The 26205-nt window shown below is 61.0% G+C and carries 28 protein-coding genes; 20 read left to right on the forward strand and 8 right to left on the reverse strand.

All coding sequences use genetic code 11. The features are described 5' to 3' along the window. The first annotated feature begins 1 nt into the window (after nucleotide 1). Nucleotides 2-445 (forward strand): Cu(I)-responsive transcriptional regulator, encoded by a 444-nt coding sequence (gene cueR / locus BHD07_RS26730; protein WP_088195288.1) that lies wholly within the window; start codon nucleotides 2-4, stop codon nucleotides 443-445. A 20-nt stretch (nucleotides 446-465) separates the two neighbouring features. On the opposite strand, the gene BHD07_RS26735 is transcribed toward cueR, so the two are convergent. Then, nucleotides 466-789 carry a TetR-like C-terminal domain-containing protein gene (locus tag BHD07_RS26735; protein WP_338283828.1) on the reverse strand — a complete coding sequence of 108 codons (324 nt, stop codon included), beginning with the start codon at nucleotides 787-789 and terminating at the stop codon, nucleotides 466-468. Between the two features lie 425 nt (nucleotides 790-1214). Between BHD07_RS26735 and BHD07_RS26740 the strand changes: the two genes are divergently transcribed. Further along, complete coding sequence (locus BHD07_RS26740; RefSeq protein ID WP_088217901.1) at nucleotides 1215-1403, forward strand: hypothetical protein; 189 nt, start codon at nucleotides 1215-1217, stop codon at nucleotides 1401-1403. Nucleotides 1404-1465: 62 nt separating this feature from the next. Here BHD07_RS26740 and BHD07_RS26745 read toward each other — a convergent pair whose 3' ends face one another. After that, the gene (locus BHD07_RS26745) at nucleotides 1466-2545 is read right to left on the reverse strand and encodes an IS630 family transposase (RefSeq protein WP_338283829.1); all 1080 of its coding nucleotides are present in this window, start codon (nucleotides 2543-2545) and stop codon (nucleotides 1466-1468) included. Here BHD07_RS26745 and BHD07_RS26750 point away from each other — a divergent pair. Then, the gene (locus tag BHD07_RS26750) at nucleotides 2544-3056 is read left to right on the forward strand and encodes a hypothetical protein (RefSeq protein WP_338283830.1); all 513 of its coding nucleotides are present in this window, start codon (nucleotides 2544-2546) and stop codon (nucleotides 3054-3056) included. The two genes, BHD07_RS26745 and BHD07_RS26750, sit on opposite strands and share 2 nt — an antisense overlap. Nucleotides 3057-3060: 4 nt before the next feature. On the opposite strand, the gene BHD07_RS26755 is transcribed toward BHD07_RS26750, so the two are convergent. Beyond that, nucleotides 3061-4281, reverse strand: coding sequence for an acyltransferase family protein (locus BHD07_RS26755; RefSeq protein ID WP_088202823.1), 1221 nt, complete (start codon nucleotides 4279-4281; stop codon nucleotides 3061-3063). Between the two features lie 279 nt (nucleotides 4282-4560). Continuing rightward, nucleotides 4561-5133, reverse strand: coding sequence for a cytochrome c (locus BHD07_RS26760; protein ID WP_015241522.1), 573 nt, complete (start codon nucleotides 5131-5133; stop codon nucleotides 4561-4563). A 673-nt stretch (nucleotides 5134-5806) separates the two neighbouring features. Between BHD07_RS26760 and BHD07_RS26765 the strand changes: the two genes are divergently transcribed. Next, complete coding sequence (locus BHD07_RS26765) at nucleotides 5807-8029, forward strand: copper-transporting P-type ATPase (protein ID WP_153313029.1); 2223 nt, start codon at nucleotides 5807-5809, stop codon at nucleotides 8027-8029. A 512-nt stretch (nucleotides 8030-8541) separates the two neighbouring features. Here the strand turns inward: BHD07_RS26765 and BHD07_RS26770 are convergent. After that, nucleotides 8542-8964, reverse strand: a complete 423-nt coding sequence (locus BHD07_RS26770) for a DUF305 domain-containing protein (RefSeq protein ID WP_015241525.1) — start codon at nucleotides 8962-8964, stop codon at nucleotides 8542-8544. A gap of 208 nt (nucleotides 8965-9172) precedes the next feature. Between BHD07_RS26770 and BHD07_RS26775 the strand changes: the two genes are divergently transcribed. Further along, complete coding sequence (locus tag BHD07_RS26775) at nucleotides 9173-9349, forward strand: hypothetical protein (protein WP_153313028.1); 177 nt, start codon at nucleotides 9173-9175, stop codon at nucleotides 9347-9349. A 63-nt stretch (nucleotides 9350-9412) separates the two neighbouring features. On the opposite strand, the gene BHD07_RS26780 is transcribed toward BHD07_RS26775, so the two are convergent. Next, nucleotides 9413-9865: a YqaA family protein gene (locus tag BHD07_RS26780; RefSeq protein WP_153313027.1), complete on the reverse strand. Its 453-nt coding sequence runs from the start codon at nucleotides 9863-9865 to the stop codon at nucleotides 9413-9415. A gap of 269 nt (nucleotides 9866-10134) precedes the next feature. On the opposite strand from BHD07_RS26780, the gene BHD07_RS26785 reads away from it, so the two are divergent. From BHD07_RS26785 to BHD07_RS26815, 7 genes are all read left to right on the forward strand, one after another. Next, entirely contained in the window at nucleotides 10135-10515 is a 381-nt protein-coding gene (locus tag BHD07_RS26785) for a hypothetical protein (RefSeq protein WP_127670383.1), read from the forward strand. 94 nt (nucleotides 10516-10609) lie between these two features. Next, nucleotides 10610-10837: a hypothetical protein gene (locus BHD07_RS26790; RefSeq protein ID WP_086024517.1), complete on the forward strand. Its 228-nt coding sequence runs from the start codon at nucleotides 10610-10612 to the stop codon at nucleotides 10835-10837. Then, the gene (locus BHD07_RS26795) at nucleotides 10834-12297 is read left to right on the forward strand and encodes a TolC family protein (protein ID WP_015241530.1); all 1464 of its coding nucleotides are present in this window, start codon (nucleotides 10834-10836) and stop codon (nucleotides 12295-12297) included. Before BHD07_RS26790 ends, BHD07_RS26795 begins: the two co-directional genes overlap by 4 nt. A 14-nt stretch (nucleotides 12298-12311) precedes the next feature. Then, nucleotides 12312-13661, forward strand: coding sequence for a multicopper oxidase family protein (locus BHD07_RS26800; protein ID WP_015241531.1), 1350 nt, complete (start codon nucleotides 12312-12314; stop codon nucleotides 13659-13661). A gap of 39 nt (nucleotides 13662-13700) precedes the next feature. Continuing rightward, entirely contained in the window at nucleotides 13701-14180 is a 480-nt protein-coding gene (locus BHD07_RS26805) for a cupredoxin domain-containing protein (RefSeq protein WP_127510402.1), read from the forward strand. A gap of 19 nt (nucleotides 14181-14199) precedes the next feature. Next, on the forward strand, nucleotides 14200-14484 hold the full coding sequence (locus tag BHD07_RS26810; protein ID WP_015241533.1) for a copper-binding protein: 285 nt from the start codon (nucleotides 14200-14202) through the stop codon (nucleotides 14482-14484). Between the two features lie 94 nt (nucleotides 14485-14578). Next, nucleotides 14579-15931: an adenylate/guanylate cyclase domain-containing protein gene (locus BHD07_RS26815; protein ID WP_127670391.1), complete on the forward strand. Its 1353-nt coding sequence runs from the start codon at nucleotides 14579-14581 to the stop codon at nucleotides 15929-15931. Here BHD07_RS26815 and BHD07_RS26820 read toward each other — a convergent pair. After that, nucleotides 15850-16212, reverse strand: coding sequence for a hypothetical protein (locus BHD07_RS26820; RefSeq protein ID WP_153314794.1), 363 nt, complete (start codon nucleotides 16210-16212; stop codon nucleotides 15850-15852). The two genes, BHD07_RS26815 and BHD07_RS26820, sit on opposite strands and share 82 nt — an antisense overlap. 187 nt (nucleotides 16213-16399) lie before the next feature. On the opposite strand from BHD07_RS26820, the gene BHD07_RS26825 reads away from it, so the two are divergent. Next, nucleotides 16400-17113, forward strand: coding sequence for a L,D-transpeptidase (locus tag BHD07_RS26825; RefSeq protein WP_015241536.1), 714 nt, complete (start codon nucleotides 16400-16402; stop codon nucleotides 17111-17113). A 12-nt stretch (nucleotides 17114-17125) separates the two neighbouring features. Here the strand turns inward: BHD07_RS26825 and petA are convergent, their stop codons facing one another. Next, nucleotides 17126-17689, reverse strand: coding sequence for a ubiquinol-cytochrome c reductase iron-sulfur subunit (gene petA, locus BHD07_RS26830; RefSeq protein WP_015241537.1), 564 nt, complete (start codon nucleotides 17687-17689; stop codon nucleotides 17126-17128). Nucleotides 17690-18629: 940 nt separating this feature from the next. Between petA and BHD07_RS26835 the strand changes: the two genes are divergently transcribed. The 7 genes from BHD07_RS26835 to BHD07_RS26865 all read left to right on the forward strand — a co-directional run bounded on the left by BHD07_RS26835 (nucleotide 18630) and on the right by BHD07_RS26865 (nucleotide 26148). Continuing rightward, nucleotides 18630-20558: a ParB/RepB/Spo0J family partition protein gene (locus tag BHD07_RS26835; RefSeq protein ID WP_153313792.1), complete on the forward strand. Its 1929-nt coding sequence runs from the start codon at nucleotides 18630-18632 to the stop codon at nucleotides 20556-20558. A 573-nt stretch (nucleotides 20559-21131) separates the two neighbouring features. Next, nucleotides 21132-22409 carry a plasmid replication protein RepC gene (gene repC / locus BHD07_RS26840; RefSeq protein WP_153313800.1) on the forward strand — a complete coding sequence of 426 codons (1278 nt, stop codon included), beginning with the start codon at nucleotides 21132-21134 and terminating at the stop codon, nucleotides 22407-22409. 11 nt (nucleotides 22410-22420) lie between these two features. Next, the gene (locus tag BHD07_RS26845) at nucleotides 22421-22918 is read left to right on the forward strand and encodes a thermonuclease family protein (protein WP_127615513.1); all 498 of its coding nucleotides are present in this window, start codon (nucleotides 22421-22423) and stop codon (nucleotides 22916-22918) included. 398 nt (nucleotides 22919-23316) lie between these two features. Beyond that, nucleotides 23317-23649 (forward strand): DUF736 family protein, encoded by a 333-nt coding sequence (locus tag BHD07_RS26850; RefSeq protein WP_015241541.1) that lies wholly within the window; start codon nucleotides 23317-23319, stop codon nucleotides 23647-23649. Between the two features lie 120 nt (nucleotides 23650-23769). Next, nucleotides 23770-23973, forward strand: a complete 204-nt coding sequence (locus BHD07_RS26855) for an antitoxin VbhA family protein (protein WP_012881325.1) — start codon at nucleotides 23770-23772, stop codon at nucleotides 23971-23973. A gap of 69 nt (nucleotides 23974-24042) precedes the next feature. Then, nucleotides 24043-25041: a Fic family protein gene (locus tag BHD07_RS26860; RefSeq protein ID WP_338283831.1), complete on the forward strand. Its 999-nt coding sequence runs from the start codon at nucleotides 24043-24045 to the stop codon at nucleotides 25039-25041. 222 nt (nucleotides 25042-25263) lie between these two features. Next, nucleotides 25264-26148 (forward strand): ArdC family protein, encoded by an 885-nt coding sequence (locus BHD07_RS26865; protein WP_128205234.1) that lies wholly within the window; start codon nucleotides 25264-25266, stop codon nucleotides 26146-26148. Nucleotides 26149-26205 lie beyond the last annotated feature (57 nt).

The raw sequence follows: 26205 nt of genomic DNA on the forward strand, positions 1-26205 counted from the left end.
CATGAACATCGGCCAAGCTTCCAACGCCAGCGGAGTCTCATCGAAAATGATCCGCTATTACGAGCAGATCGGCCTCATCAAACCCGCTCTTCGGACCGCGTCCAGCTATCGCACCTACGGCGACAACGACGTTCATACGCTGAGGTTTGTGCGCCGGGCACGCGATCTCGGCTTCTCGGTGGAACAGATCAAGGAACTGCTTGCCCTGTGGCGGGACCGCTCCAGAGCCAGCTCGGACGTCAAGGCCGTGGCCTTGGAACACGTCGCCGAACTGGAGCGCAAGATCGCCGCCATCCAGGAGATGGCGAAAACGCTCAAGCATCTTGCTAGCCACTGCCACGGCGACGACCGCCCGGAGTGCCCGATCATCGAAGAGATCGCGAACGGGTCCGCAAAGGACCGAACGGACCTCAATGCCCGGTTCGGGGTAGCCTCGCTGAAGTGAAGCTTTGTCGGTCCGGGAGTTCAGTGGTCCTCTGTGATCGCACCATCGAATGTCAGGCGGCGGAACATGCCGTCGACCAGCTCGGGTGGTAGTTTCGTGCCTCCATCCAACCACCAGGTCAGCACGGCCATGTAGGCACCCACGAGGTACTGAACCACGAATTCTCTGGGAACGTGGTCTCCAGAAGTCTTATCTGCGTTCGCGGCCAGTTCATCGCGCAGCAGGTCGGATAGTATCTGGCGGATGGTGCTAAGGGCGACCGTTCCGCCGCGGCTGCCCGCCAACGCCCGATAGAGATCGAGATGGTCGCGGGCATGTTCGAACATGGCGAGGCTGAACCCCAATCGCCGGTTTCGCTGATCGCTTTGAGCCGCGCGGGTGGCCGCCTCGGCGAGCTCCCTTCGCAGGTGGTCGAGGCCGCTCTGTTTCAGATCGTCCTTGCTCGTGAAGTGCAGATAGAAGGTTGACCGACCGACGTTTGCGGTGTCTGACAGATTTCGTCGACGGTGATCGAGTCGTAGCCCTTTTCCAGAATCAACGAGATCAGGGCCTGATGAAGCGATTTCCTGGTGCGGGCGACGCGGCGATCAATCTTATACTCCGAAATCTCCATCACAATTCCAGGACAGTGCTGCCAATGCGTCCAGGATCGCAAATTCCTGCGATACCTGTTCGTTGACAATGTTGAACAACACATCTGTTATCAGACGCGATGTCCAGTCTAGCGCTCCTGGAACTTAAGGCAAAGGGAGCCCGCAGGGTGATCAAGATGGCCGATCAGTCTCCCTATCCCGGCACGCCGCGCTGGGTGAAAATATCCTTCATCATTGTCGGGCTGCTCCTGCTGCTGGCCCTTGCTCTGATGGCGTCAGGCGTCGGCGGACCGCACGGACCGGGCCGCCATCTGTCGAGCCCTGATACGGAAGGCCAGCCACCACTCGCAGGCGACCGCCCATGATCATGCCGCCACGCCTGCGTAAAAGCACACTCATCGCCCACATTGTCTCTTCCGTCGGGTCGCTAGTGCATTGATTCCAACACTTGGTGCCCCCGTTTGACGGCGGCAATGATTTCGTCGGGGTCTGCCTTCCAGACGAAGGGTCGCGGTTCTTGGTTGTGCTCTTTGATGAAGCGGTTGATGGCCGCTTGCAGGTCGACGACGGAGTGAAAGACGCCGTGCTTCAACCGTCGGCGTGTCAGTTTAGCGAAGAAGCCCTCAACGGCGTTCAGCCATGAACATGATGTCGGAACGAAGTGGAAGGTCCATCGCGGATGCCTTGCCAGCCAGGCGCGGACCTTCGGCTGCTTGTGGGTCGCGTAGTTGTCGAGAATGACGTGGACTGCCTTATCCTTCGGCAGTTCCGCCTCAATGGCGTTGAGGAAACGGATGAACTCCTGATGCCGGTGACGCTGCATGTTGCGGCCGATGATGGAGCCATCGAGAACATTGAGGGCAGCAAACAAGGTGGTGGTGCCATGGCGCTTGTAATCATGGGTCATCGTGCCGCCCCGGCCTTTCTTTAAGGGAAGCCCCGGCTGTGTCCGGTCGAGCGCCTGGATCTGGCTCTTTTCGTCGACGGAAAGGACGATGGCATGGGCTGGAGGGGAGACGTAGAGCCCGACGACATCGTGGAGCTTTTCGGCAAAGGCCCTGTCATTCGACAGTTTGAAGCGGCGCCAGCGGTGCGGCGCCAGACCATGCTCGTGCCAGATCTTGACGACCGAAGAGGCGGCGATCCCAACGGCCTTTGCCATCGCGCGAACGGTCCAGTGCGTGGCCTCCTGTTTCGGCGTTTCCAGCGTCAGGGCGACGACCTGATCAACCAGCGCGGGATCGAGCGGCGCGATGCCGGGCGGGCGGCTCTTGTCGCGCAGAAGGCCGTCCACGCCTTCGGCCATGAAACGTTCCTGCCAGCGCCAGACGCAGGTCTTCGACTTGAGGGTGGCCGCCATAATGGCAACCGTTCCCAGGCCGTCGTCGCTCATAAGGATGATCTTCGCCCGCCATACGTGCTTCTGTGGCGAACCGCGGTTCGCAACGATGGCTTCGAGCCGAGCCCTGTCGGCGGCGGTGACGTCGAATGTAATCCCTGAGCGCATGAGGCAACCTCGCACATTCAACGAGCGATGGGAATCCAGGCCGGACCCTTTTGTCTCGATCAATCCACTAGGTGCCGTCGCCGGCTTTCTTGCGCTCGCCATCGCCGGACTCTTTACCGAGAGCGATCAGGTGATGCGGAGCGTCTATATCGTCACGGAGCTCGTCGCGCGTTCGGTTATAGTCCCGCTGGTTTTCGCCTCCCTGGTCACGGGGCTCGTCCAGTCGCTGGGCACGACATGGGGCCTGTTCAGGCACGATTGGGTCCTGGCGAAGCTTCTGCTGACCATTTTCACCGCGGTCGTCCTGATGCTGCAGATGAGCGGGATAGCCCACGTCGCCGCCGTGGCGGCCGATCCAGGGTTCGCCAGCACCGATGTTCTCGGCCTGAGACGATCGCTGGTCGTGCATGCCGCTGGCGGCCTCGTCGTGCTTCTCGTCACGACGACGCTGTCGGTGCTGAAGCCCCGCGGGTTGACGCGATACGGGTGGCGCAGGTTGCATCGCCAGTAGCGGATCATCCTCGTCCGCTCCGAGCGAGAACGCGATTCCGAAGGAGGAGGAAGGTCCTCTCTACGCAAAACCAGAGCACCGTGGCCACGGCAAAGCTAGTCGCCAGATAGATCAGGAAGCCAGAACCGCCCCGAAGGCTCTCTTCTCCGAAGATGAGCTTGTCGAGATGGAAGACCGACTTGTGGGTCAGGTACAGGCTGTACGACAAGGTGGCGACCATCACCGCACCCGGAATCGGCCACCGTCTTAAGATCTGCTCGAGGTCGAGCATAGCACCAAGAATGAGAGCGATACCGATCGAGATCAGCGGGAATCCGGCGACCGCACCAAGCTGCGCCTGAAAGACGAGAAAGAGATTTGATCCTGCTAGTGGACCGCGAATAGAGAATAACAAGAGTGCGGCCACGACGAGGGCTGCGCCAACAGGCAAGGCAACATGCGGAGGCGCGTAACGCTTGCAGAGTTCCGGTCTGAAAAATCTCGCTGCAGCAAGGATCACGCCGAACGTCAGCCCGTCCAATCGGCTGTATGTCGGATAGTACACGTCCCTGAGATATACGGCGAAGGCGTCTCTTAGTTTTCCGGCGTCAACGAGCACGCCGACTTTGCTCTCCCAAATCGCGTACCGAAGGGTCATTCCCGCGATCATCATCAGACCTGCGATGAGAAGAGTCGAACCCAAGCCGATTCGACGATGCAGGAGCAGGACGAGCAGAGGTAGAACCAGATAGAAATGCTCCTCGACGCACAGCGACCATGCCTGTGAAAAGGCTCTGCCAACGCGCGGATCGAAGTCGAAATTCACGGTGAAGGTCGCGAAGCTCCAGACCGACTGCATCGTCGGGGCATCTCGAAGCACCGGGAAGATTGCATAGAGGCCGAGAACAACGAAAAACGCCGGGAAAATACGAAAGGCACGGCGCAGATAGAAGGATCTCAGGTCCACTCCTCCCGTCCGCGAGACCTCTTTGAAGAGTTGGGTTCCGATTAGAAACCCGCTCAGAACAAAGAAAATGTCGACTCCGAGCCACGCGTAGGTACGGACGCCAAGCAGCAGGGACGGCGTCGCCTCGACCGGAAGATGCACGAGCATGACGAGAAGGATCGCCAATGACCGCAGAACATCAGGACCAACCGTTCTGGATTGCACCTCCTCTGTGATTTGCGATGAGAGACATTCCGCCGATCGAAAATGGGCAGAATCTGAGCTGGCAATGGTATTCATTGCTACGATCCATGGCTGTGTCAGGAGGGACTGGGACACGCCTGGGGACGTGTTGCCGAAAACTCTAGTCTTCTTTTTTTGGATCGGAATAGGCAGATTCAGATCGACAAAGTTAACCTAAATTTTTCGTAAATTCTGACGCCTCGCGAAAGCTCCCGATTAAGGCGACGGTTCCATCTGTTTGGAAACCCGTGCAAGGAACGTCGGCCGGGGTCTGTTGTGCCATTCCAGTCGTGAGGACAGCTCCTCGTTTCAGTTTTGGGCTGGATCGAAGGACCGCTATTTGCTTTCGACGCGAAACTTGGCGTGGCACGATGTGCAGGTTTGCAGCATCAGGTGAAAGGCATGTTCGGCAGACATCGATGTTGCATTTCTTGCTGCATCAATCTTTTTCGCGAGGGGGCCGCCCCCGGCGACTGCATCCCCCGCCTGCATCCGCATCGCGGGGCCGAGCGTGTCCGGGTTTCGGTCTGCTGCAACGGACAAGGCGGCCGCGTAGGCGCCGAGGTCGAGGGCGAGTTTGTCGAACTGCTGGCGTTCGGATTCGATGCTCGCACTGGCTTTCGAACCGGTCGTCGTGACCGACCCCTGGAACAGCGCCGACAGGGCAGTTCCCGACTGGGACCGGATAGTCTCGGCGGCCGCCTTGAACAGCTTTGAATCGTAGGGTGATGTGCCCTTGAACATGGCGTTGATGCTCTTGGCCGCATCTGCAATCGCCTTCATGCCGTGCTGTCTCTGGGCAACGTTGGGCGGAACCGATTGCGCTGCCGCAAAAGAGATCGCCGCAATGAAAGCGGCGATCGAGAGCGTCAGAGGAGCCCGTGTCTTCACCCTTGCATGCACGTGCATGATTTTCTCCGACTCGAACCGCCCGCCGGACGCTGATCTTCTTCAGCGCGAGGATCGTCGTGTTTGATCAGGGTCAACGCAACGCTTGCAACGGTACGGCACTGTGATTGAATACGAGATGAAGGTTCGAGCGAGAACATGATCGCAGTAAGCCAGAGCGTTGGAGGATACGCGAGAGAATTGCTGGCCGTTTTGGTCGCAATTATGTTCCTCGCCGCCCCGATGGCCGCGGCCGCTGCTACAACGTGCGAGGGCCACGTCGCGCAAATTGAGCAGCCCGAAACGCTGCAAGATTCAGACCCTGCGAGCGACACGGGTCTCCATTCCCCGAAGGTCTGCTGTGTCCCTGGGTGCGGTTTGTGCAGCGCCGCAGTTCCGGCTCCTGGCCTCGTCATTCTTCGCCTGGCGCACAGCGGTCACCCATACCCCGAACCGGATCAATCCACAGGGGGGCTCGATTCTCCGCCCGCGGTCGGCCCTCCCCGTTCCGTCACCTGAACGTGTCTTCCGCTCTTCCGGCGGAGGGTTGCGTCGGTTGCCAGTGATCCCGCATGACGACTGTGTCGTCGTCACGACCGTTGGCGTATCGCTGCACTCTGTCGCTCTCTCCCAATTGGCACGGCGAGCGCTAGGTCTCCCGGATAAGAGACGGACCCTCACGGAGGCACATCCGATGGCAGATAAGAAAGCACCCGCTGGTCACCATCATCACCATGATCATCATGGCTCGCACGGCGAGGCTCCCGCCGCTGAAGAAAAGCGAGCTGTCCTCGATCAGACCGAAGGCGTGATCTACACCTGCCCCATGCATCCGCAGGTAAGGCAGATTGGCCCAGGAAACTGCCCGATCTGCGGGATGGCGCTCGAGCCGGAAGTCGAGACCGCCGAAACCGGGCCAAGCCCCGAACTCGTCGATATGCGACGGAGGTTCTGGATCGGGCTCGTTCTGACGGTACCGGTCCTGGCGCTGGAAATGGGCGGCCACCTCGTCGACCTGCACATGCTGGTCGCGCCCCAGACCTCGAATTGGCTGCAGCTTGTCTTCGCGACCCCCGTTGTCCTGTGGGCGGGCGCGCCGTTCTTTGAACGGGCTTGGCGGTCGATCATCACCAGACATCTCAACATGTTCACGCTGATTGCCATGGGCACGGGCGTGGCCTGGGTCTATAGCGTGGTGGCGACCGTTGCGCCCGGACTGTTCCCCGCCACCTTCCGATCCGCCGGCGGAGCGGTACCGATCTATTTCGAGGCGGCCGCGGTCATCACCGTACTCGTCCTGCTCGGGCAGGTTCTGGAACTGCGTGCTCGCGAGCAGACGGGCGGAGCGATCCGCGCGCTTTTGGACCTCGCCCCGAAGACGGCCCGTCGCATCCGGGATGACGGAACTGACGAAGACGTGCCGCTCGAGGCCGTTGCTGTCGGCGATCGGCTGCGCGTGCGGCCGGGCGAAAAGGTCCCGGTCGACGGCACGCTCGTCGAAGGCCGCAGTTCGGTCGACGAATCGATGATCACCGGAGAATCCATGCCCGTCACCAAGGAGGTCGGTGAGAACCTCATCGGCGGGACGATGAACAAGACCGGCGGTTTCGTTATGGAAGCCGGCAAGGTGGGACGCGACACCATGCTGTCGCGGATCGTGCAGATGGTGGCGGAAGCCCAGCGCTCGCGCGCTCCGATCCAGCGCCTGGCCGACGAGGTGTCGGGCTGGTTCGTTCCCGCCGTCATTGCCGTCGCCATCATCGCCTTCGCCGTCTGGATGTGGCTGGGACCGGAACCGCGCTTCACGCACGGCCTGGTGTCCGCTGTCGCAGTGCTCATCATCGCCTGCCCCTGCGCGCTCGGTCTCGCGACCCCGATGTCGATCATGGTCGGTGTCGGCCGCGGCGCACGTCTGGGCGTGCTGATCAAGAACGCGGAGGCCCTGGAGCGCTTCGAGAAGGTCGACACGCTCGTGGTCGACAAGACGGGAACGCTTACCGAAGGCAAGCCCAAGGTGACGTCGATCGCCACGAAGGAGGGGTTGGCCGAGGACGAACTGCTGCGATTGGCAGCCACCCTGGAACGCGCCAGCGAACATCCGCTCGCGGCCGCCATCGTCGAAGCCGCGACCGAACGCGGCTTGTCCCTCGGCAATGCTGAAGACTTCGACAGCCCGGTCGGCAAGGGAGTCACCGGTTCCGTCGACGGTCGCAAGCTGATCATCGGCAGTCACCGGATCATGGAGGAGTCCGGCGTCGACGTGTCGGCCCTCGCAAAGGGGGCCGAAACGCTGCGGAGCGAAGGAGCGACAGTCATCTTCGTCGCTATCGACGGTCGCGTCAGCGGCCTGTTCGCGATTTCCGATCCGATCAAGGCGACGACACCCGAGGCCGTGCAAACCCTTGTGAACGAAGGCGTCCGGGTCGTCATGCTGACCGGGGACAACAAGACCACCGCGAATGCCGTCGCCCGCAAGCTCGGTATCAATGAGGTCGAGGCGGAAGTCCTGCCAGATCACAAGAGCGAAATCGTCGCCCGGTTGCGGAGCGAAGGTCGGGTCGTGGCAATGGCGGGAGACGGCGTCAATGACGCCCCGGCGCTCGCCGCGGCCGATGTCGGCATCGCCATGGGCACAGGAACAGACGTGGCGATCGAGAGCGCCGGCGTAACCCTGCTCAAGGGCGACCTCCAGGGAATCGCGCGGGCAAGGCAACTAAGCCATGCGACGATGAAGAACATCCGGCAGAACCTGTTCTTCGCGTTCATCTACAACGCCGCCGGCGTTCCGGTCGCCGCGGGCGTTCTCTATCCGGCCTTCGGGCTGCTGCTCTCGCCCATCATCGCTGCGGCGGCGATGGCGCTCTCGTCGGTGAGCGTCATTGCCAATTCGCTCAGGCTAAGGGGCGTGCGCATATAGGAGACGTGGGCCCAGGCAAAAAGTTGGAGGGAGGGTGTCATCAAGCAAACTCTCCCGCCAAGCCCTCAGGCGGCCATATTCCGGCAGCTCTCTGCGCAGCGTCACTGCGGCGATCGCGTCAAGGTTTCACTGTAAGAAATGCCAAAGCAGGAATACTGCTACAAAGACGCTCGCCAACATTATCATTTCCAGAGCAAACCGAATTGACGCCCGGCGGGCCACCGACCCGCGCACTTTCCTCCGGCCCCTACCAGCCCGGGAGTTTAGAACCACGACGGTTCTTCTCGAAAGCTTCTTGCGGCTCAGATTCCTTCCTCCCGAGTACGCGTCGGTTTAGTTCAATTATCCATCATACGCGATCTCGGCAATCGGGCTGAAATTCGCAGAGGTCCGGCAAATGTCCGCACAGCCCATCAGTCAGGATGCCTGGACCCATCGCCGTCGAGTGGCATTCCTGATCGGCCCAGGCATTTATCGATACAGGCTTTGACCTGCCGTGATTGACTGGACGCTCAGTTGGAGTGCTCCTTGACCCAGTTGGTCATCTCCTCGATTTCCTTCTTCTGCGCTTCGATGATCTTCTCGGCCATCGACTTCGCCTGCTGATCGTCGCCATATTTCAGCTCGACCTCGGACATGTTGATTGCGGCCGTGTGGTGGGCGATCATGCCGCAGACGAAGGCGACATCCGGGTCCTTAGCCATCATGCCCTGCATCATGGCGGGTTCGGTCTCCCGCATACCCTCCATCATTGCCTTCTGGTGTTCGGCCATCTGGCCCATGTCGCCGCCCGGCATCTGCATGGTGCCGCTCGCGGCCGTTTCGGATTTGCAGGCTTCAGGCATTGTCATCTGTGCTGACGCCGGAGTCGCGGCAGCCAAACCGAAAGTTGAGACGGCCGCAGCGGCGACCACGAACTTGAGGATCGTTTTCATTTTATTCTCCCGTCATCCAGGATTGAAGTTGCTTGGTGATGTATCAGGAGAACTCAAGCTTGGGCGGCGGATAGAGTATGCGCACCAGCAGGAACGGCTCGGCCTGGGAGAGGAGCGGCGGCCAGGGCCGCGAAGCGCGGCTTATGTCCTCGGCCGGTATGACCTCCGTGATGGAGCAGCAATTGCTCGTTGTGCAGCAGAGTCCAGGATGGACCGCGACCGCGCGCTGCAACCCATCGTGATGTACCTGCATTGTCGGCGGGCAATGGTGCGCCGCCTGAAAATCTGCCGCGGCCGCAAAGCCATGGAGACTGACCATTGCGAAGCAAAGGACGGCAATCCGGACGAACCGGGGAATTGTTCGCAGAATGCGCATCGAGGCTGACCCTTTCGCGGTCAAACCCGCCTCTCCTGTGAAGGTTCCCGTGCTGGCTGTACTCGAGAAGGATCAAGCCCCGAAAGCGGCTTTCGTTCCGAGCGTCGCCGCCGCGAGGACGAGGTAGCGCCCCGTCTTTGCGATGGTCACCAGCAGCAAGAAAGACCACAGGGGCTCCCGCAACACTCCGGCAAGCACGGTCAAGGCGTCCCCGAACAGCGGCATCCAGGAAAGTAGCAGGGACCAGCGACCATATCGCCCATACCAGTCGCTCGCCCTTTCCAGGGACGAGGGCTTGACCGGGAACCAAGGCCTATCGTGGATGCGGTCGATAAAGAGCCCGACAATCCAGTTGCAAACAGCGCCGAGGACGTTTCCGAGGCTTGCAACGGCGACAAGCCCAAGGGTGGAAAACTCTCCGGACAGAAGAAGGCCTACGAGCAGCGGTTCGGACTGGAACGGCAGCAGTGTTGCCGCACCGAAGGCGACGGCGAACAATCCGAGGTAGGCGCTCAGTGTCAGCATCTGGCCACGTCCAAGTTTAAAGATGTCATCAGCTTTGCCGGGAGAACCACCAATCGACCACAGCACACTGCTGCTGCCACCACCAGCAGCAGCAGTTCACGATCTTGCCTGAATTTTCCCAATTGACCTTACCATCGTTGTAAGCCTTAGAACTCGATCCGGACTGCAGGTCGTGTATTCCGCTGTAGGCGTGCCACACTATCGACGCGAATCGCGTGTTGATACGGGCTGACAATTGACAACTTCGGGACCAATGGTAGTCCTCGGGTATGGGTATGGTTCGAATCACATTACAAAAGATGTTGGTTCTGCTCCGTTTGGCGATTGTCATGTCGCTGACGGTTTACTCCCTGCCGACCGCCTCCGCCGCCATGCACGGGGCCCGGTCCAATCCTGAAGTTGCGCAGACCGACGATCATCATTCCGAGATAGCGGGCGGCGCACATAGACACAGCGATGAGAAATCCTCCCCGGACGACTCTCAGAAGCTCGTGAAGACCGACTGCTGCAAGGGATTCTGCGTCAGCATGGCGCTTGTCGCCGAAACTAGTACCGTCGGTGGACTTCGCGTAACCTCCATCCGCGAGTTCGTCGACGACGCCCGGACCAAGGGCGAACTACCGCTGCTGCACCGACCCCCGAACATCTGATTAGGACCGCACCCGTTCTTCTCACGGGTCTAACGAGCGTTCGCGAGCCGGTTTGCTCTCGTGCGCCGCTGCAATCTCCTATTCGGATAACACCATGAAACCATTGTTCTTCGTGGCCGCCCTGCCGCTTTTCGCGAGCGGATGCGCCTCCACACTGCCTCCCGATGTCATTGCGTCGGGCGACCTTGCCGCCTCCCAGGCTCAGGTCCGCCCTCTCAGATATACGAGCCCGGTTTCGGGATACACCCACCGCGTTCCGGTCGATCCCCAGCCGTGGCGCAACCAGAACGACGCGCAAACTCCGGAAGGAGACGCGTCATGATGAGAGGCACGGTCAAACTGGCTGCGGCGCTTGCTCTTCCGCTCGTTCTCGGCGGTTGCGTGTCGGCGAGCGAATATGCAGCGAAGAACGCTGGCTTCTCCTCGGTCGAGGCCAAGACGGCCGAGGCAACCGGCAAACAGACTGTCTGGGTGCAGAATCAGCAACAGGCGCAAGTCGTGTCCGATCGGGTCAAGACGCTGATGGCGAAGAAAGCCATCGATGTAGAGACGGCGGTTCAGGTGGCACTGTTGAACAACAAGGGGCTACAGGCCGCCTATGCCGACCTGGGGGATTCTGCCGCCGATGCCTGGCAATCCACGATGCTCGTCAATCCGACAGTCTCGGTCGGCCTGACCGGGATCGGCACGCCGGGACTCGAAGCATTCAAGTCGGTCGAAGGCATGATCGCCAACAACATTCTCGCGCTTGCCACGCGAGACCGGAACATTGCCATCGCCGACACCGGATTCCGAAGGGCCCAATTGAATGCGGCGCTGCGCACGCTGCAGCTTGCCTCGGACACGCGGCGCGCCTGGATCAATGCGGTTGCCGCCTGGGAAACGGTGGCCCAGCTCAACCAGGCGCAGGCGGCAGCCGACGCAGCGTCCGAGCTTGCCCAGGAGCTTGGCAAGAGCGGCGCACTCACGAAAGAGGGTCAAGCCCGCGAGCATGTTTTCTCTGCCGAACTGGCGGGACAGACGGCAAAGGCGCGGCTGGAGGCGCGGCTCGCCAAGGAAGAGCTGACGCGGCTGATGGGCCTCTGGGGTTCGGGCATCGACTATCAGGTTCCGAACCGCCTGCCGCCGTTGCCGAAGGGAATGATGAAGCGGGACCTGATCGAGGCGGAGGCATTGCAGCGCCGCGTCGATCTGCAGATGGCGAAGCTCGACCTCGAGGCAACGGCGAAGTCATACAAGCTCACGGAAGCCACGCGCTACGTCACGGACCTCGAACTCCTTACGGGCTTCGAAACGGAGCGGGAACTCGAAGAAGGCGACATCAAGCGCGAAACGACCGGACAGGCCGAACTCGAATTCGTCATTCCGATCTTCGACAGCGGCAGAGCCCGCATGCGCAAGGCGGAACTTGCCTATATGCGGGCGGCGAACCTCCTCGCGGAAAAGGCCGTCAACGTCCGCTCGGAGGCGCGCTCGGCCTATCAGGCCTATCGCGCCAACTACGACATTGCCCGGCACTACCGCAACAGCGTCGTGCCGCTGCGCACCAAGATCGAGGAGGAATCCCTCCTCACATACAACGCGATGATCACCAACACCTTCGAGCTGCTCGCCGACAGCCGCGAGAAGGTCAATGCGAACCTGCTTGCCGTCAACGCCAAGCGCGACTTCTGGCTGGCCGAAGCCAATCTCGCCCCCGCCGTCTACGGCGGCGGCGCGGGTGCCGCCGCCGGCGAGACGGAAGTTGCGGCTGCCGCCGAGGGCGGTGGTGGCGGCCACTGAGAAAGGAACAGGCCATGTTCAACAGAAGACAGCTACTCGGCGCGAGCGCCGCACTGGTATCCACCGCCGCCTGGGCGAAAACGTCGAATATGGGGCTGCCGGAAGCCGCCGTGATGGAGACGGCGGAGACGCAGCCGCCGCTAAAGCCCACCTCCGGACCCGACTACAACCCCGTAGTCACGCTCAACGGCTGGACCCTGCCCCACCGGATGAACAACGGCGTCAAGGAGTTTCACCTCGTCGCCGAGCCGGTCGAGCGCGAGATGGCCGAGGGCATGACCGCCTATCTCTGGGGCTATAACGGCCAGTCGCCGGGACCGACGATCGAGGCGGTCGAAGGCGACCGGGTGCGCATCTTCGTCACCAACAAGCTGCCTGAGCACACCACTATCCATTGGCACGGCATGATCCTGCCTTCCGGCATGGACGGTGTCGGCGGCCTGTCGCAGCCGCACATCCCGGTCGGCAAGACCTTCGTCTACGAGTTCGACCTCGTGAAATCCGGCACCTTCATGTACCACCCGCATTCCGACGAGATGGTGCAGATGGCCATGGGGATGATGGGCTTCTTCGTCATCCATCCCAAGGATCCGAAGTTCATGCCGGTCGACCGCGACTTCGTCTTCCTGCTCAACGCCTACGACATCGATCCCGGCTCCTACGTGCCGCGCGTCATGGAAATGACCGACTTCAACATGTGGTGCTGGAACAGCCGGATATTCCCGGACATCAGCCCGCTCGTGGTCTCCAAGAACGACCGCGTGCGCGTACGGGTCGGCAACCTCACCATGACCAACCATCCGATCCACATGCACGGCTACGACTTCGAGGTAACATGCACCGACGGCGGCTGGGTCCGCCCGGAGGCGCGGTGGCCGGAGGTCAGCATCGACATTCCGGTCGGCGCCATGCGGGCCTACGAGTTCGACGCCAAATACGAGGGCGACTGGGCGATCCACTGCCACAAGTCGCACCACACGATGAACGCCATGGGGCACGACATCCCGACCTTCATCGGCGTCGACAAATCGAAGGTCGCCGAAAAGATCAAGAAACTTCGCCCGGAATACATGCCGATGGGCACCAAAGGCATGGCCGACATGGGCGAGATGGAAATGGAAATCCCCGAAAACACCATCCCGATGATGACGGGCTGGGGTCCGCACGGGCCGATCGAGATGGGCGGCATGTTCTCGGTCGTCAAGGTGCGCGAGGGCATCTCGGCGGGCGATTACGCCGATCCCGGCTGGTACGAGAATCCGCCGGGAACCCAGGCCTGGGAGTGGACGGGCGAGCTCCCCGACGCGACCAAAGTGAAGGACGCCAAGACCCAGATCACGCCGAAACATAAGAACCATGGCTGATCCAGCATGCCGATGTTCAACCAACCTAAGGACCATACAATGAAAGCTCAAATCTTCGGACTTCTCGTCGCCGCGCTTGCCACTCCGGCGCTCGCCGGCGGCAATCACGCAGGCGGGCACGGCGAGGCCATGGCTGTAGGCGAGCCGGGCAAGAAAGCAAACGCCACCCAGACCATTCAGGTGACGATGAAGGAGACCGACGACGGCAAGATGATCTTCACGCCATCGACCTTCAAGGTCCGCAAGGGCCAGACCATCCGCTTCGCGATCAAGAACGCGGGCGAGCTCGACCACGAGTTCGTGCTCGACCAGGAGGACAAGATCATGGAGCACAAGGCGGTGATGGAGAAATTCCCCGACATGGAGCACGACGATCCGAACGCCATCCGTCTCGCCGCCGGCGAGTCCGGCGAGATCGTCTGGAAGTTCACGAACGACGGAACGTTCAAGATCGCCTGCCTCGTTCCCGGCCACTACGACGCCGGCATGCACGGCGATGTCACCGTTGCCAAGAAGTGATCATCGAAAGGAGCCCAACATGAAAACTCTCATCAAGCTCACGCTCGCCTCTGCGCTGGCCCTCGGAGCAGCCTACGGCGCTCTCGCACAGGAGTTCACAAAGGCCACCGTCAAGAAGGTCGATGCCAAGGCGAAGAAGGTTACGCTGATTCACGAGGAATTGAAGAGCCTCGAAATGCCCGCCATGACGATGGTGTTCCGCGTCCAGGATGACGCGATCCTGGAGAAGCTGAAGGAAGGTGCGAACGTCGAGTTCGTCGCCGAGCGCGTCAACGGCAAGCTTACCGTGACGCAGGTCAAGTAGTGAAACGAAGGGACGCGGTCGGCGGTTGACCGGGTCCCTTCCCCTCGCTTCATCCGATGACCGGAGAAGCATCTCCACCTACACGCGGTAGGACATGACGTCTTCGCTTCACCCTCAGTGGGACTTCGCCAGGGAATTCCGCTCGATCATCTTGCGGTTCGTCGCGTTCGCGATCCTGGTCGCGAATTTTCTACTCGGCGGCAATGAAGGGGCGGAAGGCACCCACTCGATCGTCATCGTCAGCTATCTGGCCATCAGCATCGCTGCGGTGGCGACGGCCCGATATGTTCCTGGGCGCTCCTGGCTCAAGACGTTCTTCGTCGTACTGGACGCGCTGCTCGTCTCCTTGATCCTGTACGCGCATATCCTCGCCGGGCCGGTGACCGAGAACCACAATCTTACCACCACCAGCCTGGTCGTCGCCTTCATCCTGCTCAATCACGCCGGGCTCCAGCTTGAGCGCCGTCTCGTGCTCGTCTTTTCCGGCATCGTCCTCATCGCCTGGGTGGCCATGCTGGCGATCACCGCAGTCAGGCACCACACCGCGGACGCCATTTCGCTACTCGCTTCCTTCTTCAACCAGGACCTCGGCCTGACGGTCAGCTTTGGCTTTACGGCCTTTGCGATCTACCTGCTTGCGAGGGATCACGACCGGACGCGCAAGGAAGCCCTCAAGGCGGACCGACGGCGGCACAATCTCTCCCGGTTCTTCTCCCCGCTGATCGTCTCGGAACTGCAGGAGCGGGGTCAAACGCTCGGGCTCGAGCGCCGCAATGCAGCGATAATGTTCGTCGATCTTCGCGATTTTACCAGCTTTACGGAAACCGCCACTGCCCGCGAGTTGGCCTTCGTGCTTGCTGAATATCGTCAGCTCGTCTCGCAGACCATCTTTGACCATGGCGGGACGGTCGACAAGTTCATCGGCGACGGGGTAATGGCAGTGTTCGGACAGCCGCGGCCGACGGAGGACGATGCGGACCGGGCACTTGCATGCGCGCTCGATCTGGTCGACACGCTTAGCGACTGGAGAAACCACGGCTTTCGGAACGGCCATCCCGCCCTCGACGCTGCAATCGGGCTGCACTACGGCACTGTGGTCGGTGGCGTGCTAGACAGCGGCTGCCACAGCGAGTTCACGGTCATCGGAGACGCGGTAAACGTGGCCCAGCGCCTTGAAACGCTGGCGAAGTCGCTCGACGCCTCCCTCGTGATCTCATCCAACCTGGTGGCGCGGCTCCAGAGTCCGGTTCCGCCCGCAGCGTGGATGTCTGTGACGTCAGCCGCTCTGCCGGGGCGGAGGCTGCCGATAGACGTCTGGTATCTGTTGCGGACGACCGATTCCTCAGGCGGGCATAATACGCCGGGCTACGACACAGGCGTCTCGCAGACAGCCCTCCAGAGGTCCGCCTTCCAGTCTCCTCCTGCGCCGGATATGGGTACCATGTAGTCGACACCCCTGACCGACACCTTGGCCGGCTCGCCGCACTTGACCAATGCCCGATGCTTTCCCGGATCGTTGTAGACCCTGCCGCTAAGAGCATTGGTCTGCGAAAGCGAGATGATGACGTCGTAGTCGAATCCGGGTTGTCCGGTCGTCCTGTTGCTGACGAGCCTTAAGCTGACGGTGGCATCTTGGAATTGTGCTGTATGGAAGACAAGAGCTTCCTCGGCAGCCGCGGCCGGAGCGGCGAGCATCATAGCCACAAGTGCGAGTACATGTTCACGCATTCCCACCTCCCATGGTTTCATGCGCCAGCTATACCGTATCACGGCAAGGCGTCGGCGGCGATCATCATTTCCGCCATCCAGCGGAACCGCCGCCCGCCCCCCGCCGTTCAAACTGCGTGGATCAAAGCCAACGCGTCTCGTTGTGGTCCGCCCCGCGCATGCGGGATATGGAGGCAGGTGAGGAAAGATGTACCGCCATGAGGTCTGCCGCCGCTCATTCTTGAGATTCGCTGCCACCGCGGCGCTGTGCGTTGCGGGCCGAACTGCAGCCCTGAGTGAGCCGAACAAAACGGGTCGCACGGTGCCTGCCGCAGGCGCAAGCTCCATCCTCGCGGAGATGTACGGCGAACGGCCAACGGAGCCTTATCCTGTGCCGGCGATCCCCCTTGAAGAAATCGATGCCCGATACCGCCGGCAGGCTGTGGCCGATCCGACAGGCGAGCCGCCCGGAACCGTTGTGGTCGACGTAGGAAGGCACTTCCTCTATCTCGTCCAGGTCAAAGGCCAGGCGATGCGCTACGGCGTCGCGCTGGGCCGCGCCGGATTCGAGTGGTCGGGCCGTGGTGTGGTGCAATACAAGCGCAAGTGGCCGCGCTGGATCCCGTCCGAAGATATGGTGCAGCGGGAGCCGGAACTGGAAAAATATAGCTTGGAGCACGGTGGCATGGAGCCGGGCCCGGACAATCCGCTGGGCGCGCGCGCCCTGTACATCTTCAAAGACGGCGAGGACACGCTGTACCGGATCCACGGATCGCCCGAATGGTGGACCATCGGACAGCATGTTTCGTCCGGCTGCGTCCGAATGATCAACCAGGATGTTATCGACCTTTTTGAACGGGTGCCGGACGGAACCCCGATTCTCGTGACCGACCTGTCGAACGACAAACCAGACCGCTCGTAGACTGGTGCAGTATTATCCGATGCGAACGACTGTTTCGGAGATGAACTCGAAGCTGGGAATTGCAAGGTTCTCAGGTGCGGGTCCCTTGCGGACGCGACCCGCGGTGTCGTAGTGCGACCCGTGACAGGGGCAGAACCAGCCGCCGAAGTCACCCGCCTGTCCAAGCGGCACGCAGCCCAGGTGCGTGCAGACTCCGATCATGACAATCCAGTTCTCCCTCCCCTCCCCGGCAGAGCGGGCAAGATCGGTTGCGGGCTGGTCATCGACAAGGTTGGCGTTGCGCGCCAGCGGATCCTTAAGATCAGCAAGTGCAGCCGCCCTGGCCGTCTCGATCTCTTGCTGGGTGCGGTTGCGAATGAAGACTGGCCGACCTCTCCACTTGACCGTCAGTGACGTACCTTCGACGAGAGACGATACGTCAACCTCGATGGAGGCCATCGCAAGCGTCGAGGCGTCAGGACGCATCTGATCGATGAATGGCCAGGAGGCAGCCCCGACACCCACGACGCCGGCCATGGCTGTCACCAAGTAGAGAAAATCACGTTTGCTTGGCTCGACTGTTTCGTCTTTCGCCACAGGATAGTGCCTTCCTACGCCGGCTGGCTCAGCTTGCCCGCCAAAAAAACGTGGATGCCGTGCCCGTACCAAAGCGTGATGACCAGTACAATAGTTCCTGGAAGAGACGCTTTTGCTACCGAGGCATTATACGTCTAGGTGCAAGGCAATGGAAATGAGAAGGATTGTAATCGGAGTTTTGGCCTGAACCTGATCTGAGCATCCGGCCGCGATTTTGCCATGCGAACGTCGAACCCGGCTGAAGTGGTCAGTGCGACCTGAAATGGCAGGTTAGCCCTGCAGAGCCGCTGTCCGGTCCCTGTGGCACTGTAATTCGGCTCACCCCTATGTACCGGACCGAAGCTGTCGCCTCAAATTGATCTCGTTTTCCAGCCGCGCCGGCACGCCCGGCATAAGCGGCCGCAGCGCACCTCAGGAAAGGGGAGCAGCCGAAGGCTACCCGCGCCCGCCAGGTAGCGCCGCAGGGTTTGCCGGAGGCTTGTGGGAAACGCCGGCACCAGAGGGCGGAGTTTTACATGGAACCGCTTGCCGGGGGCAGTCGGTCCCGGTTTCCGCCTTCGGGCGGCGCTATGCTTAACCTCCTGCGGCTGCCCTTTTGACCGGTCAAGCGGCGCGCGAACTGGCTCCGACTGCGCCTGCGCCTGGTATGCTCATTTGTTTGCTTCAGTGGGGAAAGGGCGCGCTGCCCCCTCTCCCCTGCAAGGGGAAAATCGGTCTCCCCGTCCTTCCTCCGCTCGCCTTTAGCTCGCTCCGTGCAGGATCGACGCGGATCCGCATGAGCGGATCATACGTCGCCCCTTCGGGCGGGTGATCCCCCTCCGATTTATCCCCTTGCCCCCCCTCTTCCCCGCTGCTCCGCGCGAGCTCGGGGAGCAGGAGCGGGGCTCCTGCCCGTTCGGGCATGAGGCCGCTTCGCGGGAATAGGGAAAAGGGAACCATCATGACTGACATCATCACCGTTGCATTGAGCAAGCTGGACGCCGATCCGATGAACGTGCGCAGGACCTACAGCGCCGAGGGCATCGAGGCGCTGGCGGCAAACATTCGAGCCGACGGCTACCGGCTTCTGCAGAACCTCGTTGTTCGCAAGGGCGACAAGAAGGGCCGCTATTTCGTCGTCGCCGGCGGCCGCCGATTGGCTGCGCTCAGGCTGTTGGCGGAGGCGGGCGAGATCGCCCAGGATTACCCCGTCGAGTGCAAGGAACGCGAAGTGGAGATCGCCACTGAAATCAGCCTCGCAGAGAACGTCATGCGCGAGGAAATGCACCCGGTTGACCAGTACGAGGCATTTGACGCATTAGCCAAGCAGGGAAAGGAGATTGCCGACATTGCCGCGCGGTTCGGCACGACCGAAACCATTGTCCGCAAGCGGCTGGCTCTGGCCCGCGTTTCGCCGATCCTTTTGCAGCAGTTCCGCGACGAGGACATGAGCTTCGCGCAGCTATCGGCCTTCACGGTCAGCGATGATCACGAACGGCAGGTGACCATCTGGAACTCGCTTGCTTCTTGGAACCGCGACCCTCATTCGATCCAGCGAGCGCTGACCGAGGAAATGATTCCCGCAACGGATAAGCGTGTGCAGTTCATCGGCGGGCTGGAGGCTTACGAGGAAGCCGGTGGACAGGTTCAGCGTGAGCTTTTTGACGAGCGAAACGCCGGTTACGCGATGGACGTTGCCTTGGTCGAAAGACTCGTGGCTGAAAAGCTCGAGACGGCCGCCGCGACAGTTCGTGCCGAAGGCTGGAAATGGGTCGAGTGCTCCGCCACGGCCCCTGCGGGTTATCATGCGATGAAGCGCCACTATCCCGAGGCTCTACCTCTTTCCGAAGAAGATCAGGCGGCGCTTGATGCCGCACAGGCAGAATATGACGAGCTGGCCGAATTGATTGAAAGCGGCATGGCCGACGACGAGGCAGAGGCGAAGCTGTCTGACGTCGAAAAGCGGATCGACACTCTCAATGCCCGATTGGAGGCCTATAGCGCGGAGGCGTTGGAACAGGCGGGAACCTTCGTGTTCCTCGACTATTACGGTCGGCTTGCGATCGAGCGCGGCTTTGTGAAGCCGGGAGAAGTCGAGGCGGCGGGAGATGAGAACGAGGACGGCGAAGGCTCGCCGAGCGCCAGCGGCGCGGCAAAGCCCAAGGCACCGAGCATCAGCCATTCCGCGGCGCTAATCGAGGACCTGACGGCTCACAAGACCGCTGCTTTGCGTATCGAACTGGCGAATAATCCGGGCGTGGCGCTTGTTGCCGTCGTTCATGCGATGCTGCTGCGCGTGGCTTATCCGTACAATTCGGAGCAGAGCGCCCTACAGTTGTCGCTCACGCACGAACGCTTGGACCCGTCGATGAAGCACGCCGAAAGCTGCAAGGGGCTTTCAGCCTTCAATGACCTTGCGGAGAACTACGGCCATCACCTGCCGGGAAGCCCTGCCGATCTGTTCGATTGGCTGTTGGATCAGCCGCAAGACATGGTGCTGTCGCTTCTGGCTTTCGGCGCGGCGCACTCTGTCAACGCGGTGGAGAAGAAGTTCACAGACCGGAAGAAGGGCATCGAGCAGGCGAACCAGCTTGGCCGAGCGCTCAAGGTGAACATGCCAGATTGGTTTGAGACGACCGGCGACAGCTATTTCAAGCACGTCAACCGAACGACCATTGAACTTTCGGTGGCCGAGGCGCGAGGCAGCGAAGCGGAATTGTCAGTGAGAGCCGCAGCCAAGAAGTCCGAAGCCGTCGCGATCGCAGATCGCGTTGTTGCCGGAAGCGGCTGGATACCGGGCCCGGTGCGCATAGCCCCCGCCGAGGCAGAACAGGAGCCTGAACGCGAGAGCATCGCCGAAGACGAGCAGTTCCCCCAAGCGGCTGAGTGAGTTCAGCCGCGGGCCGGTTACGTTCCTCCCGCGTGATCGGCCCTTCCCGATTGCACAACCGACGATGACCGTGGGCCAGGATCGACCTGGCCCACAATCATGTTGAGGGGAGGCCCGATACCCCTCCCCTCAAACTCCCCATCCCACCCGCGTTTTCTTGCATTCAGGAATTGTAGTGCATCAAATTGCTTCAGTCTTGCGGCTCAAAGTCGGCGTTTCAAATCAGCATTAAAGCGGCAAGCCACTAAGAAATAAGGGCATTCTCGGCCTAACACACGCCCTACAGACTTTTGCGTGTAGCACGTTGTTGCACCTTTTTGGTTTATCAGGTTATTTTTCAAATGGCGGAATCACTCGTGATTCCGGCGCTCACGCATTCTTATCAAATTTCACGGAGATGACAGGCCAGACCAGAAAAGAAAAACCGCTCCCGAACAAGTCCGGAAGCGGGGGTCAAAGAGTAGATAAATAAGCCGAATCCTTTCTCGCAGACCCTCCCTTCCCTGTCAATTGCAAAAGCACCTGGTCGGTGAACGGCGAAGCTTTGCCTGGGTCCCTAAATGGAGACGAGGAATGGGGAATACCCAAATTCATCAGCGGCCAATCGGCCGCAGGATAACGCCGCAGCGCGCGCAATTCCGGCGTTTGGCAGAGTCGGCGGATATCGGAACCGTGACGCGTGCCCAATTGGCCGTGCTTGCGCAAAGCCTGACATGCACAGGGCTAATCAACGGGACCGAAAGCCACCTATTGGTAGCGCTGATCAACACGGTTCCCGCTGATTCGTTCGACAGGTCCGGCCGTCTGATCGTATTCAAGTCGAACCAGCAACTGGCCTTCGAAATTGGCCGGTCGGTCGGTCGCGTCAGCCGCATGCTATCCAGCCTCTTCGACGCTGGCCTGATCACGATGCAGGACAGCGGCAACTATAAGCGCTATCCCATCCGCAATGGCGACGGCGAGATCACGGACGGTTGCGGGATCGACCTTCGCATCTTGATCGTGCGATATGCCGAGCTTGACGAGCTCGTGAGACAGGCAAGGTCTCAGAAGAAAGCCGCCGACGCGGCGCTGCGGCGCTATCGTGGGGCGCTTCGCAATGCTCGCTATGCCCTCGCGGCCGCCGCGCGTCTCTCGGAGGATTCTTTGAGCCGTCTCGGCGCCCGGATCGAGCGGGTGAGCAACATTGTCGGAATCGCCGGCAAGGCATCGAGTCGCGTGCTACGGCGGGCAACGGCTCTTCTGGAGTGGTTGATAGAGCGGATGATGCAGCTCCCGCGCCGATCGGCAGAAGCGCAGAAAACGCAAAATATGACATGCCCGTATGTCGAAAACGGCATGCACAAACAGATTACAACCCCTCATCCCTTTGACGATAGTAGTGAGGAACGGCGTTCGGCTTACGCCGAACAACTCAGTTCGCCAAAGGCTGGCTCCGCCAGCAAATGGGCTTTTGAAGAAAGCCTGAGGCGGCGCCGGAGCGAAATCAACCAGCCACGGCGCTTGCGGCACGCAATGGTGGCATTGCAAGACGTGCTTAGGGCGGTGCCAGCGTTGAAGACCTACGGGTTTGTCCCCACCACTTGGGCCGACCTGGCGCGGGCCGTGCCGCTGATGTGCCGGTTTGCCGGGATCTCCGAGGATGCCCGCGCTCGCGCCGTGGAGCAGATGGGCGAGCAGCAAGCCGCCGTCGCCGTTGCCGTGACACTTGAGAAATACGACCGGCAGGAAGTCAGCTCGCCGGGAGGATATTTGCGGGCTATGACGGACCGCGCCGCCGCGGGCGAATTGCATCTCGCCCGCTCTGTCTTCGGGCTCGCCGCCCGAAATTCCATGGAGGTCAGACATTGAGACGTAACGCTTTGCCGGCGCTTTTCGCGGCCCTCGTCATCGTTCACGGGCCGGCGGAGGCGGCCGATTATTCCGGCCGTGCCCGCGTGATCGATGGCGACACCATCAGTATCAGGAATCAGCGGATCAGGATCGCGGCCATCGATGCTTGCGAGCGCGACCAGACCGGATTGAAAGACGGGAAGGTTTGGCGCTGTGGCGTCGCAGCTCGCAGCTATCTTGGAAAAATGATCGACGGCCAGCACGTTCGCTGCGACATTATCGATCAGGACCAGTATCGCCGCCTGGTGGGCCACTGCTTCATTGGAGACGTCGATATCGGCCTTGCGATGGTGAACGCCGGACTGGCAGAGGCAATGCTGCGGTATCTGCCGGCGACCCACTCAATCAGCGAGGTCGAGTACGGCCAGGCCGAGAACCGCGCTCGCGATAACGGCTTTGGCATGTGGTCGGCCGAGATCGATAGGCCGCACGTCTATCGTCGTGCCAAATCTTCCGGAAACCAGTGACCCGCGAGATATCCAGTACGGAGCATTGGCGCCGATGGTTCGCGAGCCATATTGCTTCAGTATCGCCGTCGGAATTGCCGGAAAACCCGTTGATCAGGCTGCTTAATTGCAGCATATTGGCGCAAATTGTGCGGTTGGTACGTCGCTGACAAACGGGGAAACGTTGCCAAAACGGTTCAAGCCATACTCCTCCAGGGCGGTTGCTTTTGACGCTCGTTCGCACGTCGACGCGATTTACGCAAAGCGGACGCCACAAAAATTTCCCCGCCTTCGGCTTCCTCGCGAAGCAAATTTTTGCGGCCTCTCGCCTCCTCCGCTCACGCTCCGGCCTACGGTGCGCACCGCTTTCCGCCGTGCCTTGGAACGATCATCGCAACCACCAAAGAGGAGTGAAAGACATGAACATCACCAACTACATCCAGTTCGACGGCGACAACCTCGACACCGCAAAGGGCGCCGGCCTCATCTCCACCATCGACCGCGACATGGACATCAAGGTTGTGCCGTTCGCGTCCGACAATGAAAAGGCTCCGACGCACCGCGTCTACGCCAAGTCACCGCGCGGCCATGACATCGAGGTCGGCGGCATCTGGAAGAAAGATAACCAGGACGGCAAGCCGTACTACACCCTCTCTATCCGCAAGCTTCGCTACAACGCCAATCTCGGCCGGTTCCCCGGCCAGGACGACGCCTCCCTGCAGGCGATCATCGAATGGGAACCCCGCGATTAAACCGTTCACAGCGCCCGGCGAGCAGCCGGGCGCCCACCTTCGAAAGGCCGGAGAATCCGGCAAAGTGCTGGATTTTCAGCATTTTTTCTGCTAGGGTGGCCCGTAACTGGAGATTTGCCGATGAACGTTCATTCCCGCCGTCCGGATCGTTCCCCGGAAGCTATCGAGAAGAGGCGCAAGGCCGCCGAGCAGGCGCGCGCTGCCAATATCCGGCAGGGCTACGTTCACGATCCTGCTCTCGAGGAGGCGACCGCGCGGTATGTCGCCGGCGACATCACCCGCGAGGAATACCGGCAGCTCATGATCGAGCCGCCTGTCAGATAACCTCCCGATCAACCTTTAAGAGCAGAAGGCCGCCTGCTTAGAGCTGGCGGCTTTTTGTTGAGCTTCTCCATGGCTGATGAGCGCCTCAAAGGTTCCTACACCTATCCCAACAGGTCGGACGATCCAGACCGGACGAACGTTCTGAAAAACAGATGGGGAATTGAAACCGATTCCGAGCTGCGCGTGAAAGAATATCGCGCGACCGCCGTGCGGATGCAGGAAATTGCTGAAGGAGACGGCCCGAAAGGCAATTTCGACAAAGCTCACCTGAAGGCGATTCACGGCTACATTTTTCAGGATGTGTACGAATGGGCCGGTCATACGCGCAACGAAAGTCCCGTCGTTGAGGGTCAGCGCGTAGAGCCGATCGGCGGCGTCTCTAAGGGCGGCACGTCCTTCCTGCCCGGCTCGCGCCTAGAAATGGGTCTGGACGGGGCGCTGAAGCCGATCCGAGATCCACAGGCCCTTCGCAATGCAACGCCTGAGGAGTTCGCTGAGCGCGCCGGGAAAGTCCTCTCAGAGTTGAACTATGTGCATCCATTCAGAGAGGGAAACGGACGTGCCCAGGAAGCGTTTATTTCCGAGCTGGGCTGCCATTACGGCCACGAAATCGACTTCTCCGTAATCACCAAGCCGCGCATGATCGAGGCGTCGATCGAGACCACAAACGACCCGTCCAGTCCCGCGATGAAGCATGCGATTGAGGACGCGATGAACCCGGGGCGCCGGGAGGCTCTCCGATCCGCATTCGAAGACTTGCGGGAGGTCGGCGAAGAGCCCCTGCAACACCATGTCCGCACCGCCCGCGCCGGCGAGGAGATCACAGGGATTGTCGTCGCCGATCGCACGGATTTGCCGGAGAGGTTGCCGGACGACGAGGAGATTACCTTCACTGCCCGGTCGGACTTTTCCCGAGTGAGGCGCGAGCAGTCGGCCCAGGTGGCGCAATCGCAGCCGGCGCCAGCGCGGCAGCCACAGCAGGACCATAACCCGGAGTTGAAGGCGATCGAGGCGCAAATGGCGGCACAGCGCAGTCTGGAGCGTGATGACGACGATCGCGAGCGGTAACCTGCCCACCGGCTCTTTAAGCTGCAAGAGCTATCCGTGAGCAAGAGGCGCCGATGTTCTGCGCCCTCTCCTTCCGTTGGGTGATTTGACGGACAAGCTACGATAGCCCCTCCCCCACGCAACCGCTGGCGCGGTCCTCCACTCTGTTGCGGCCCTTCGGGTGCATGGGCTCGCTTCTGCTATCTCCGTTTTTTTGCCGTCAACCAACGGAAGGAGACGGTAATGCAGAGCATCAAGGACACCTACCAGCGCATCACCGATACCATCATCGAGCAGCTTGAAGCCGGCACAAAGCCGTGGATCCGGCCCTGGCGCGGAAACAGCCGCGGCTCCCTCGTTCCGCGCCGCGCAACAGGCGAAGCCTATCGCGGGATCAACGTCCTGATGCTGTGGCTCGCAAGCGAGCTCGCCGGCTACGAGGAAAACACCTGGATGACCTACCGCCAAGCTCAAGATCTCGGCGGCCAGGTCCGAAAGGGCGAGAAAGGTTCCCTCGTCGTCAAGTACGGCACCTTCACCCCCAAGGAGCGCGAGGATGACGACGAACGCGCAATTCCCTATCTCAAGGGCTACACGGTCTTCAACGTCGAGCAGATCGAGAACCTTCCAGACCGGTTCTATCGACCTGCCGCGGATCTGCCGGCGACGCCAGTTCCGCATCTTGAGACCGTCGAAACCTTCGTCCGCAACACCGGCGCGGCTATCGCCTACGGCGGAACGACCGCCTGCTATCGTCCAACCCCCGACGACATCCTCATGCCCGACCGGGCACGCTTCGTCGACGAGGTACACCTTTACTCGACCTTGCTTCACGAAATGTCGCACTGGTCAGGTGCAAAGCATCGCCTGGACCGTGACTTGAGCGGCCGATTCGGCAGTGAAAGCTACGCCATCGAGGAGCTGGTAGCCGAGCTCTCCGCTTCGTTCCTCTGCGCTGATCTTGGAGTGGTTCACGATCCTCGCGACAATACCGCAACCTACCTGGAAAGCTGGCTCAAGGTGCTGAAGAAGGACAAGCGCGCCATCATCACCGCGGCCGCCAAAGCCCAGGCAGCAGCCGACTATCTGCACGGGCTGCATGCGCGGGAGGAGAGCAGGGCCGCTTAGCGGCCCTCTGCCCCGTCGAAACAGGCTCGATGGCATCGAGGTCTACGAGTAGTTTCT

Source organism: Sinorhizobium sp. KGO-5, assembly GCF_036245905.1.
Classification (GTDB): domain Bacteria; phylum Pseudomonadota; class Alphaproteobacteria; order Rhizobiales; family Rhizobiaceae; genus Sinorhizobium; species Sinorhizobium meliloti_A.